At 29.8% G+C, this 12956-nt stretch carries 12 protein-coding genes, 1 pseudogene and 1 riboswitch; of the genes and pseudogenes, 9 read left to right on the top strand and 4 right to left on the bottom strand.

Annotation, left to right across the window (positions count from 1 at the left end; genetic code table 11):
• Positions 1-78: 78 nt before the first annotated feature.
• The 4 genes from IMK15_RS03270 to IMK15_RS03285 all read right to left on the bottom strand — a co-directional run bounded on the left by IMK15_RS03270 (position 79) and on the right by IMK15_RS03285 (position 3522).
• The gene (locus IMK15_RS03270) at positions 79-855 is read right to left on the bottom strand and encodes a MetQ/NlpA family ABC transporter substrate-binding protein (protein WP_046328982.1); all 777 of its coding nucleotides are present in this window, start codon (positions 853-855) and stop codon (positions 79-81) included.
• Entirely contained in the window at positions 852-1481 is a 630-nt protein-coding gene (locus IMK15_RS03275; RefSeq protein ID WP_192941876.1) for an ABC transporter permease subunit, read from the bottom strand. Before IMK15_RS03275 ends, IMK15_RS03270 begins: the two co-directional genes overlap by 4 nt.
• Positions 1471-2073 carry an ABC transporter ATP-binding protein gene (locus tag IMK15_RS03280; protein ID WP_192941877.1) on the bottom strand — a complete coding sequence of 201 codons (603 nt, stop codon included), beginning with the start codon at positions 2071-2073 and terminating at the stop codon, positions 1471-1473. Before IMK15_RS03280 ends, IMK15_RS03275 begins: the two co-directional genes overlap by 11 nt.
• Before the next feature lie 165 nt (positions 2074-2238).
• Positions 2239-3522 carry an amidohydrolase gene (locus IMK15_RS03285; RefSeq protein ID WP_192941878.1) on the bottom strand — a complete coding sequence of 428 codons (1284 nt, stop codon included), beginning with the start codon at positions 3520-3522 and terminating at the stop codon, positions 2239-2241.
• Between the two features lie 118 nt (positions 3523-3640).
• On the opposite strand from IMK15_RS03285, the gene IMK15_RS03290 reads away from it, so the two are divergent.
• The 9 genes and pseudogenes from IMK15_RS03290 to IMK15_RS06720 all read left to right on the top strand — a co-directional run.
• A complete protein-coding gene (locus IMK15_RS03290; RefSeq protein WP_192941879.1) occupies positions 3641-4573 on the top strand; it encodes a YARHG domain-containing protein in 933 nt (310 codons plus the stop codon).
• Between the two features lie 30 nt (positions 4574-4603).
• Positions 4604-4960, top strand: a complete 357-nt coding sequence (locus IMK15_RS03295; protein ID WP_192941880.1) for a nuclear transport factor 2 family protein — start codon at positions 4604-4606, stop codon at positions 4958-4960.
• Between the two features lie 268 nt (positions 4961-5228).
• Complete coding sequence (gene uraA, locus IMK15_RS03300; RefSeq protein WP_237223916.1) at positions 5229-6491, top strand: uracil permease; 1263 nt, start codon at positions 5229-5231, stop codon at positions 6489-6491.
• Between the two features lie 51 nt (positions 6492-6542).
• Positions 6543-6614, top strand: a riboswitch (Fluoride riboswitch).
• A 41-nt stretch (positions 6615-6655) separates the two neighbouring features.
• Positions 6656-7798, top strand: a complete 1143-nt coding sequence (locus tag IMK15_RS03305) for a cation:proton antiporter (protein WP_192941881.1) — start codon at positions 6656-6658, stop codon at positions 7796-7798.
• A 66-nt stretch (positions 7799-7864) separates the two neighbouring features.
• Complete coding sequence (gene nrdF, locus IMK15_RS03310; RefSeq protein ID WP_192941882.1) at positions 7865-8872, top strand: class 1b ribonucleoside-diphosphate reductase subunit beta; 1008 nt, start codon at positions 7865-7867, stop codon at positions 8870-8872.
• Positions 8873-9265: a class Ib ribonucleoside-diphosphate reductase assembly flavoprotein NrdI gene (nrdI, locus tag IMK15_RS03315; protein WP_046328974.1), complete on the top strand. Its 393-nt coding sequence runs from the start codon at positions 8873-8875 to the stop codon at positions 9263-9265.
• Complete coding sequence (gene nrdE, locus IMK15_RS03320) at positions 9265-11394, top strand: class 1b ribonucleoside-diphosphate reductase subunit alpha (protein ID WP_192941883.1); 2130 nt, start codon at positions 9265-9267, stop codon at positions 11392-11394. The genes nrdI and nrdE overlap by 1 nt, the downstream gene beginning before the upstream one ends.
• A 403-nt stretch (positions 11395-11797) precedes the next feature.
• Positions 11798-12304: pseudogene (locus IMK15_RS06715) on the top strand (hypothetical protein); the annotation flags it as partial.
• A 142-nt stretch (positions 12305-12446) separates the two neighbouring features.
• Positions 12447-12956, top strand: a 510-nt coding sequence (locus tag IMK15_RS06720; protein ID WP_226869194.1) for a magnesium transporter MgtE N-terminal domain-containing protein, incomplete at its 3' end; no start/stop codon positions are given.

Below are 12956 nucleotides of genomic sequence, written 5' to 3' on the forward strand. Positions count from 1 at the left end.
ATTATTTATCATAATTGAGAAAAAAAGGAAAAATGGTGAAAAAAGGCTACTGAACAAGTAGCCTTTTTTTATATACATCTAGAATACAGGATATCCTTCTTCCTTATACTCTTTTCTTAGAAAATCTTTAACACTTTTACTTGTCATTGCTTTTTCAAGGTCCTTAATTTTCTTAGAGTTCTTGTTATCGCTTCTTGAAGCTAGTATTATTGCATATGTATTATTACCATCTTTTTCTTTTAATAATGCATCTTTTACACTAACCCCTATTTTTCTCATATGTGAAGGCCAGTTAAATACAAGATCTGCTTCTTGGTATGCTTGTACTAATGATGGTATAGGTATTTGCATAAATTTGTATGAATTTTTTGTCCATATAACATCATTTACTGAAGCTAATCCATTATGTTTGTTTAGTCTAATTAATCCAGCTTTTTGTAGTATTAAAAGTGCACGAGATTGATTAGTTGGATCATTAGGTATAGCTATTGTACTACCTTTAGGTAATTGGTTAATTGATTTATGTTTCTTTGAGTAAAATCCAACATACACATCATATATTGCTCTTACTTTCACTAAATGTGCATTAGCTTTTTTATTGAAAAAATTCATAAAAGGTTCATGTTGATGAAAGTTGGCATCTAAGTCTCCAGCGTTTAATCCAATATTTGCTGTTTTGTAGTCAGTTAAAACTCTAACTTCTACTTTGTATCCCTTTTTTTCTAAGTCTTTTGCAGCAATTCTTACAATTTTCTCCATTGGATATACTGAAGCTGCAATTCTAATTAATTTATCATTTGAGAATGATAATACTGTTAAAAACATACTAAAACATACTGTTAAAATTTTCTTCATTTATCTATTCCTTTCTTATCTAGTATCTCTGATATTTTTTTACCTAATATTTGTATAGTGAATACTAAAATTACTATACAAAGAATAGCTTTGTATACAACTTGCATATTGAATTCATAGTATCCATAGCGAATAGCATAGTCACCTATACCACCTCCACCAACAATACCCATTACAGTTGAATATGAGATTATACTTATCATGCTTGATGTTAATCCTAGGACTAAGCTTTGTCTTGATTCAACTATTAAAAAGTATCTAACTAATTGATAATTTGAAACTTTCATAGATTTTGCTAATTCAATTACACCTGTATTTACATCACAAAATGATTGTTCTACAAATCTTGAAAAAGTAGCAATACCTACAAAACATAATGGTAAAGTTGCAGGTAAAACACCAAATGCTGTTGAGAATATTAATCTTGTAAATGGTATTAGGAGTATTACAAATAGTAAGTATGGTATACTTCTTATTGTATTTACGAATATATTACAAAATATACTGAATCTATTTTTTAAATAGATACAAGCCCCTATTGGAATACCAAATAATATTGATATTACAGTGGGTATGGTAATCATGATAAGTGTTTCACGCAGTGCTTGTATTAATTCATAGTCCATCTTTTATCAACCCCTTACCATCTTTCATTATCATAACCTTGTCACAAAGGTATTTGATAACATCAAGATCATGACTTACAATAACTATGGTAGTTTTGTACTCTTCTCGTATTTTTTTGAAAAGGCGTATAATTTCAAAACTTGTTTTTGTATCTAGTGATGCAGTAGGTTCATCACAAAATATGATATCTGGTCTTGTAACTAAGGCTCTTGCTATACAGACTCTTTGTTTTTGTCCACCAGATAATTGACTAGGAAACTTATTCATAAAATCTTTTAAACCTACGAAACTTAAAATTTCAACTACAGTATCTTTTTCTTTTATACCCTTTAATTTAAGGGCCAGATTAACATTGTCAAATACATTTAAATTATTTAACAAATTAAAATCTTGGAATATTAAATTACTACTTCCATTTAGTTGTATATTGCCACTATCATACTTTAAAAGACCTTGTAGCATTTTTAAAGTGGTTGTTTTACCACTACCAGACCTACCAACTATTCCAAATATACATGATTTTTGTATAGTAAAATTTAAGTCAATACAGAATTCTGGCAATTGTTTTTTTAAATTAGTAACCTTAATCATTTTGCCTCCTTAATTGTATAGTATTATTTACAATAACAAATTTCAAGTATATTTTACAAATTAAAAAAATATTCTTGTAACAATTAAGAAATTAAAGGGATAAGCAAAAATATTTAAATTTAATATTTCGTATAATGAAAAAATGCAGCACAGCTGCATTTCGGTTTATCTTTTTTGTATTTCTTCCCATCTGTTTTGTATAATACTTCGTACATCTTTTTCATTAATACTTAGAATTTTTTGATCTTCCATTACTATTTTACCGTTACAGATAACAGTTTGTATATCAGATGCTTTAGCTGAATATACTAATGCTGAGATAAGGTTGTTTCTTGGTGTAAAAGAATTAGAATCTAAATTAAATATATTTAAGTCTGCTAAAAATCCTTCCTTTATTACCCCAAGATTTTTAAGTCCTAATGAAGTAGCACCATTAATTGTTGCCATTTTAAGCATTTCTATTGCTGGGACAACTTTTTCATTCATTTCAATAGCCTTATTAACTATTCCACCTATATGAATTTCTTCTAGGATATCCTGATTATTATTTGAAGAATCACCATCTGTTCCTATACCTACAGTTATCTTATTCTTTAAAAGTTTATCAATAGGTGTAAATCCACTTGCAAGTTTTAAATTTGAGCTTGGATTATACACAGGATAGAAGTCTTTTCCTTTTATTAGCTCTATCTCTTTATCAGTAATATGTACACAGTGAGCTGCTATTACATGGTTTTCTAATAGACCTATAGATGATATATATTCAATAGGAGTAAGGTTATGTTGTTTTTTTGAATCTTCTATTTCGGTAATAGTTTCTGATAAATGTATGTTAATTATATTATCATATTTTTCTTTTGCTAATTTTGATATTTCTTTTAAGTATTCTGTACTACAAGTATATATTGCATGAGGACCAGGAACTATTTTAATTCTACCATTACCTGCATTGTTGTATTTATTATACAATTCATCAAGTTCTAATAGCTTTTGTTTGCCTTTACCATCAAAATCTGTTAGACCTCTTGTTAAAACACCACGTATTCCTAGTAGTATAGTTGCATCTGCAACTTTTTCCATTGAACAATACATATCACAAACTGTTGTAACACCACTTTTAATATTTTCAATTAAAGATAATACAGATGACCAGTAAATATCGTCATCATTTAATTTATCTTCAATTGGCCAAATTTTAGTCTGAAGCCAGTCCATTAAACTTAAATCATCTGCATAATTTCTAAAGTAGCTCATTCCAAGGTGAGTATGAGAATTAATAAATCCAGGTGTTGCTAGCATATTATTTCCGTCTATTATTTTATCAGCACATATATTTAAATTTGTTCCGATTTTTTTAAATACATTGCCTTCAATTAGTATATCTATATTATCTACTATCTTTTCATTCTCTATATCAAGATAGGAAATATTTTTAATTAATATACTCATAAATTTTTTCACTCCTTTGCTTTTACATATATTATCATAATACAAAAAAAAATGTAATAAAAAATTGAACTTAAAATTTTTTGGGTATATAATAAAGGAAAAAACGGGAGTATTATGTATGGCAAAGAGAATAATTTTAAAAAGTGAAACAAAAATTAAGAATTCTGCTGTAGGATTTAGTTATATTACAGTATATTTTGGGTTGCTAGTTCCACTATTTAGACTTGATATTATAGGGTTCTTGGAAGTGCTTCTATCAGAAATACTTGTATTTGTAATATGTGTTTTAATGGCCTTTAGTGGTAGTATTGTGATATATGCTTTAATGTACATTGGTATTTTTTTATACAGAATATATTTAGGTTTTTGGTATAATAAGGCATATACAAGAAGATTGCTTTTAAACGGACTAGTTCCAGCAGATGAATACTCAAAAGCACTACTTATGATTTATGGATATATACCTATAGATAATACTATAGATATAGTAAAATACAAAATTATAGCTGATAGTGGCGAAAATACAAAGGCTATTATCTTTATTATCTCCCAAATAATTAGTGGAATATTTAGCATAATCAGTATTATAGAATACGCAGTCTTAATATCATTTTTTCCTTTTGCAACAAATATTTTTAGTGATTTAAAGGGTAAGGATATGGAAACACAAACATATGAACAAACACAAAATTACTCAGAAAATACACAAAATAGTACAGAAGATACAAGTCAAAATACAGAATCTACAACAGAATCTACAACAGAATCTACAGACTATACAGATGATGATCTAACAACAGCAGATACAGTATATGACGAAGTGATAAATAAGGGGAACTATGATTATTTAAATAATTTTAATAAAGATGAACTTGGAATAATACGTAATACCTTCTATGCAAGAAGAGGATATATTTTTACTGACGTTAAATACAAGGAATATTTTTCTAAAAAATCTTGGTACAAACCTTCAACATATGTAATGGACATGTTGCCACCTAAAGAAAAGGAAATAGTTAGAATAATAAAGGAATATGAAAATAGCTATTAAAATAATATGTGATTTAATAAGGGAAATATTATGGAAAAAAGAGAAAAAATAATTTATTTGTGGTTTTCAATGTGGCTTAAACGAGAAGATTTAGGTATAGAAGATATTTTTACAAATAATGTAATATATATTGAAAGTTGGGGACCAAAGTATAAAGATTGTAAAAGTGTAAAACAATGGTTTAATGAATGGAATATGAAAGGTGAAGTTATTCTATGGGACATATTACAATTTTTTCATAAGGGAGATCAAACTGTTGTAGAGTGGAAATTTAAGTGTGTTTATGATAATGTAGTTAGTGAATTTGATGGGATGTCATTAATTTACTGGACAGAAGATAATAAAATTAAATTTTTAAAAGAATTTGGATGTAAAAGTAAAAATTGAAAAATAAATCAAATAAATAATGATGTTATCTTTTATGATGGAATATATAAATCATAGAAAATAGCATTTTTATATTAAAAATTCAAAAAAAAACTTTACATTTTCCAAAAAATGTAGTATAGTATCTGAAGAAGTGTTGGAGGTGTTAGGAATGATAAAAAAGAAAAGAAATAAAAACTTATTAGAATTCTTTACACTTTACAGGAATTAACCATTGAGAAGTAGCAATTTTGTTATTTCTTTTTTTTTAAAATAAAGGAGGATAATCGTGGTTAAAGGAATTATTGGAGTTAGGGATAAAGTGCCAGCAGCACTATTATTACCACTTAGTTTACAACATACATTTGCAATGTTTGGAGCATCAGTTTTAGTACCTATATTATTTAATGTAAATCCAGGTATAGTCTTATTAATGAATGGTATAGGTACCCTATTATTCATTCTAATAACAAAAGCTAAAGCACCAGCATATTTAGGGTCAAGTTTTGCGTTTATAGGTGTTGGAACACTAATTATACAAAACATGGGATTTTCTTATGCAACAGGAGCATTTGCAACAACTGGATTTTTAGGGTGTATTCTTGCTCTATTAATTTACAAGTTTAAAACTAACTGGATAGATATAGTATTGCCACCAGCATCTATGGGGGCTGTTGTATCACTAATAGGGTTTGAATTAGCAGGAGTAACTATCAGAGGTGGAAAGATAGGAGCTAACATCTTAACAGATACTGCAACAAGAGCAGATGCTATAGTATTTCTAATTACTTTAGGAACAGCAATAATAGGTTCAGTAATATTTAGAAAATTTTTCGCTACTATACCTATATTAATTTCAATAATAGTAGGATATATTGCTGCAATGTACTTTGGTATGATAGATTTCACACCAGTAGTACAAGCAAAACTATTCACAATGCCAGCATTCCAATTACCTTCATTCTCACTAAGTGCATCATTAACAATGCTACCAGTGTTGTTGGTAATAACATCAGAACATGTTAGTCACCAAGTAGTAACAAGTAATATAATAGGAACAAATCTACTAGAAGATCCAGGATTACACAGAAGTATATTTGCAGATAACTTTTCTACTATGTTATCAGGATTAGTTGGTGGAGTTCCAACAACAACATACGGAGAAAATATAGGGGTAATGGCAGTAACTAAAGTATATTCAGTATACGTAATAGCAGGAGCTGCAATAATATCAATATGTATGGCGTTCATAGGACCACTTAATATGTTAATCCAAACTATACCAGGTGATGTTATAGGTGGAGTAACATTCCTACTTTACGGAATGATAGGTGCATCAGGTATTAGACTATTAGTTGACCAAAAAGTAGACTATTCAAAGACACAAAATCTAATATTAACTTCAGTAATATTTATCGCAGGATTAAGTGGACTAGAAGTTAACTTCTTCAGTATCCAATTAAAAGGAATGGTATTAGCAAGTGTTGTAGCTGTAATTATTAGCTTAATATTCTACGTATTAAACAAATTTAACTTAACAAATGGAAATTAAAATTAAATTATGCTAGCCTTTGGGCTAGCTATTTTTTTTAAAAAGGTATATAATAAAATTGGAGATGAAGTTCTCCATGATTAAATATCAAAACTGCTTTATGCTAATGACTTCTACACTAAGATTTTTTTAGTGCTAGAAATCATTTTTTTTTGGAGGTAAATATGTTACAAAGTTTAGCAATAATCCTTTTATTAGGATTAGTTTTTTCAAAAATATTAGAAAAATTTAAGATTCCAGGCCTTATTGGTATGATAATAGTAGGTATATGTATATCTAAGTTTATGCATCCTAAAATATTTAATATATCCAGCGATTTAAGACAAATTGCATTAATAGTAATACTTACTAGATCAGGTCTTTCACTTAATTTAGATAATTTAAAAAAAGTAGGTAGACCTGCAATGCTTTTATGCTTTTTACCAGCAACATTTGAGATGATAGCTTGCAGTATAATAGCACCTATGATATTTAAAATTTCACATCTAGAAGGTGCATTATTAGGTTCAGTTTTAGCAGCAGTTAGTCCAGCAGTTGTTTCACCACGTATGATAAGAATGATAGAGAATAAGGTGGGTATTAAAAAGGGAATACCAGAAATGATTTTAGCAGGTGCTAGTGTTGATGATGTGTATGTTATTGTATTTTTCACAAGCTTTTTAACCCTATTATCCAAAAATACTCTATCATATATGGAATTTGTTAAACTTCCAATATCAATAGTTCTAGGTATAGTGTTTGGTATAATTTTAGGTAAGATAATGTTGTACATATACAAAAAAATAGAGATGAGTAGTGTTAGCATGACAATTACCCTAATATCAATATCATTTTTAGCTATTAAAATACAAGATTTTTTACCAATAGCTGTTTTACTTAGTTTAATGGTTATGGGTATGACAATAAATAGAAGTAAGGACATATGTCAAAAGCTAAATACTTCATATATGAACTTATGGAAAGTATTTGAAATCTTACTTTTCGTCCTAGTTGGAGTAAGTATAAAGGTAGAGTATTTAAAAGAAAACTTCATACTAGGAATATTACTAATATTATTAATACTAATGTTCAGAATGTTGGCAGTATATATTTGTGTATTAAGAACAAATCTAAATACAAAAGAAAGAGTATTTTGTATGTTAGCATACATACCAAAAGCTACAGTTCAAGCAGCTATAGGTGGAGTACCTTTAGCTATGGGTCTTAATTGTGGAAGTCTTGTGCTTACAATTTCAGCTATTGCCATACTTTTCACAGCACCTATAGGGGCATATCTAATAGATAATACACAACAATATATTGTGTAAAATCAAATTGACGTTTCATATATTTTGTGGTATAGTAAAGTATAATATACAAAAAAGGAGAAAACTATGTCAAAATATTTTGAAGAGTCAGTTTCACCTTTAGAATTTTCAAAAGGTGTGAATAAGCCGATGAGATCGGTTAACTGGAATAAAATAGATGATGAAAAAGACTTAGAAGTTTGGAATAGAGTAGTTCAAAACTTTTGGTTGCCAGAAAAAATACCAGTATCAAATGATTTACCATCATGGAATACATTGGATGAAAATTGGCAAAGGTTAATAACAAGAACATTTACAGGATTAACACTATTAGATACAATTCAAGCAACAATAGGTGATGTTGCCCAAGTTAAAAATTCACTTACAGATCATGAACAAGTAATATACACTAACTTTGCATTTATGGTTGCTGTACATGCAAGATCATATGGAACAATATTTTCAACACTATGTACAAGTGAACAAATAGAGGAAGCACATGAGTGGGTCATACATACCAAAAGCTTACAAAAAAGAGCAGAAATATTAATACCATATTACACAGGAGACGATCCTTTAAAATCAAAGGTAGCAGCAGCACTTATGCCAGGTTTCTTGCTATACGGAGGATTCTATTTACCTTTCTACTTAGCATCACGTGCAAAATTACCTAATACATCAGATATTATACGTCTAATACTACGTGATAAGGTAATACATAATTACTACAGTGGATACAAATACCAACAAAAGGTAAAGAAATTATCTGTTGAAAAGCAAAAAGAAATGAAAGAGTTTGTATTTAATTTATTGTATAAATTAATAGACTTAGAAAAAGATTACTTAAATGAGTTGTATGAAGGCTTTTCTCTAGCAGAAGATGCAATTAAATTTAGTGTGTATAATGCTGGAAAATTCTTGCAAAATTTAGGATATGATTCTCCTTTTACTGAAGAAGAAACACAAATAAAGCCAGAAGTATTTGCACAATTATCTGCAAGAGCAGATGAAAATCATGATTTCTTCTCAGGTAATGGTTCATCATATGTTATGGGTGTAACAGAAGAAACAGAAGATGAGGATTGGGAGTTTTAAATGAGAGTAGTATTTTTTTCTTCAATATCAAATAATACAAAAAGATTTGTAGATAAATTGGGAGTAGATGGAATTAGAATACCGATTAAGATAAAAGAAAGTATAACTGTAGATGAAGAATATATTTTAATAGTTCCAACATACAGTGGAGGTAATGGTGATACTAGAGGAGCTGTACCAAAACAAGTTATACATTTTTTAAATGATGAGAATAATAGGAAGTTGTGCCGTGGTGTAATAGCTTCGGGTAATACAAACTTTGGAGATACATATTGTATAGCAGGACCCATAATCTCAAAGAAGATAAATGTACCTTTGCTATACCAATTTGAGCTTTTAGGAACTACAAAGGATGTAGAAGAAGTAAAGAAAATATTAGAAGGGATGAAGTAATGAAAGATTTGTCACAAGAGTATATATCATTAAATGCAGTTACAAAGATACAAAATCAAGATAATACGCATAATTTTTATGCTGATAAACAGGCAGTTGATATGTATTTTAAAGAACACGTAGAACCTAATACAAAAAAGTTTTCTAGCATAGAAGAAAAAATAGGGTATTTAATAGAGAATGACTATTATGATGAAGAAGTATTAGATAAGTATGATAGAAAAGATGTAATAGACCTATTCAAAAAAGCTAAGGAGTATAACTTTAAATTTCTAAACTTTATGGGTGCGTATAAGTTCTATAACTCATACTGTTTAAAAAGCTTTGATGGTAAATATTATCTTGAAGAATATACTGATAGAGTATCTATGAACGCCCTACTATTAGCAAAAGGTAACATTAAAAGTGCATATGATATATTAGATGCAATGCTAAAAGGAATATTCCAACCAGCAACACCTACATTTTTAAATGCAGGTAAGAAAAAACGTGGTGAGTATGTATCATGTTATCTAGTAAGAGTTGAAGATAATATGGAGTCAATCTCAAGGGCAATATCAACAAGCCTTCAATTATCAAAACGTGGTGGTGGAGTTGCGTTATGTTTAACAAATTTAAGAGAATTTGGAGCTCCTATTAAGAAAATACAAAATCAATGCACAGGTATAGTGCCAGTTATGAAGTTATTAGAAGATAGCTTCTCATATGCTAATCAATTAGGTCAACGTCAAGGAGCAGGTGCTGTATATCTTAATGTACACCATCCAGAAGTTATGACTTTCCTTGATACTAAAAGAGAAAATGCAGATGAAAAGATTAGAATTAAATCACTAGCCCTAGGTTTAGTTATACCAGACATTACATTTACCTTAGCAAAAAACAATGAAGACATGGCACTTTTTTCACCATATGACATACAAAGAGTGTATGGAGTACCTATGAGTGATATTAGTATAACTAAGGAGTACTATAACCTACTAAAAGATGATAGAATCAAAAAGACATATATTAGTGCAAGAAAGCTATTCCAAACGATAGCAGAATTGCATTTTGAATCAGGATATCCATATATATTATTCGATGACACAGTAAATATGAGAAATCCTCAAAAGAAAAAAGGAAGAATAGTAATGTCTAATTTGTGTTCTGAAATAGCACAAGTTAATACGATTAGTACCTTTAAACAAGATTTGAGTTTTGAAAATATTGGAGAAGATGTTTGCTGTAACTTAGGATCTATTAACATTGCGAAGATGATGGAAAATGCTTGCGATATGGAGAAGATAATAGACACTTGTATTGTAAGTCTTGATAGTGTTTCAAGATTAACGGATATAGACTGTGCACCAAGTATACGTAAGGGTAATGAAAAAAATCATGCTGTTGGACTAGGTGCAATGAATTTACATGGTTTTTTAGCAACAAACGAAATATATTATGCATCAAATGATGCAGTAGACTTTACTGATGCTTTCTTCTATGCTCTAGCATATTATGCGTTTAAGGCGTCAAATAAGCTGGCAAAAAGTGTAGGAGTATTTGAAGGATTTGAGGATAGTGAATATGCCACAGGAGAATATTTCAAAAAGTATACAGAACATGAATTTACAATAAGTAGTGAAAAAGTAAAGAACTTATTAAAAAAATATATGTTAAAACTTCCAACAAAAGAAGATTGGATAAAATTAGCAAAAGATATTAAGGAATCTGGACTTGCTAATGCCCATCTATTAGCAGTTGCACCAACAGGGTCAATTAGTTATGTGTCATCATGTACTCCAAGCTTACAACCAGTTGTATCACCAATAGAGGTTAGAAAAGAAGGTAAGTTAGGAAGAGTATATGTGCCTGCATATATGATAGATGATAAGAACTATAAGTACTATGAAAAAGGGGCGTATGAAATAGGATCAGAATGGATAATAGATGTAGCAGCAGCTGCAGCAAAACATGTTGACCAAGCAATTTCATTAACTCTATTCATGACAGATAAGGCAACAACAAGAGATTTAAATAAGGCATATATTAGATCATTTAGTAAGAAGTGTCCATCAATATATTATGTGAGAATAAGACAGGATATATTGGAAGGAAGTGAAGACCACACTTGCACAAGTTGTGTGATATAGAGAGGAAAATGACCAAAATGGTCATTTTTTTTTGCAAAAATACTTGACAAAACCTTGCGGGGGGAGGGTAGGATACTACTAGATTCGATAAATATGTGTTTAAAAAAATAGGGGGTAAAAAATGAAAAATATTGAAAAATATGTCAAGTCTAGTTTGAAAAAGAAGATTACAGTAAATAGGGCGCTAATAATTTTGTTTATGATTACGGGAAGTTTTAACGGTATATCAAGTGGAACGAATAAGGTTATAGGTAAAGATAGCTACTCAAGAGGTGGATTTGTAATAGGGAATAATTCAATAGTTGGTGATAAAGAATTAACAGAAGAAGATATAGAAAAAATAAAAAAATTAGAAAAAGAAAAGAAAGAATTAGAAGTAAAAGAAGCAGATTTAAGAAAAAAAATGGATAAAGAAAACGATACAAATGAAAAGATTAAGATATTAGAAGAAATAAAGAAAATAATAGATGAAAGAGGTAAAAAAGAAAAAGAATTATTAGATTTGCATAAAAAGGAAAGCAAAGACAGCTATACTATAGGTGCTGATACAACAACATTGGGAGATAATTCCTTTACATTAGGAGATAAGTCATTTTCAAAAGGAGATGGAACTTACTCAATAGGTAATGAAAATGAAGTATATGGTGATTCAAATCAAGTACATGGTAATAAAAATAAGGTATATGGAAATGAAAATATATCATTTGGTTTAAATAATAAGATAGGTAAAGAAGGAACTAATGTAAACAACAATATTGTTTTAGGTAGTAATATAACAATAGATAATGTTAATAACGCTATAGTTATTGGAGATGGTAGTACACCAGTAACAAATGCAGTTTCAATTGGTAATAGTACTACTAAAAGACAATTAAAATTTGTTGCAGAAGGTACAGATGATACAGATGCAGTCAATGTATCACAATTAAAGAAAATATCACCTTACTATATTTGGAAGAATCTTGATAAAAATAAAGGAAAAAAAGAAACAGAATTAACAGAGGAAAAATTCATAGAATCATTAAAAGGACCTAAAGGTGATAAAGGAGCAGATGGAAAGCAAGGACCAAAAGGAGATCCTGGACAACCTGGTGAAAAAGGACCGAAAGGAGATCCAGGACAACCTGGAGAAAAAGGGCCAAAAGGAGATCCAGGACAACCTGGAGAAAAAGGACCAAAAGGAGATCCTGGACAACCTGGAGAAAAAGGGCCAAAAGGAGATCCTGGACAACCTGGAGAAAAAGGGCCAAAAGGAGATCCAGGACAACCTGGTGAAAAAGGACCAAAAGGAGATCCAGGACAACCTGGAGAAAAAGGACCGAAAGGAGATCCAGGACAACCTGGAGAAAAAGGACCAAAAGGAGATCCAGGACAACCTGGAGAAAAAGGACCAAAAGGAGATCCAGGACAACCTGGAGAAAAAGGGCCAAAAGGAGATCCAGGACAACCTGGAGAAAAAGGACCAAAAGGAGATCCTGGACAACCTGGAGAAAAAGGGCCAAAAGGAGATCCTGGACAACCTGGAGAAAAAGGGCCAAAAGGAGATCCAGGACAACCTGGAG

Origin of the sequence: Sneathia sp. DSM 16631 (genome assembly GCF_014892235.1) — a bacterium.
Classification (GTDB): Bacteria; Fusobacteriota; Fusobacteriia; order Fusobacteriales; family Leptotrichiaceae; genus Sneathia; species Sneathia vaginalis.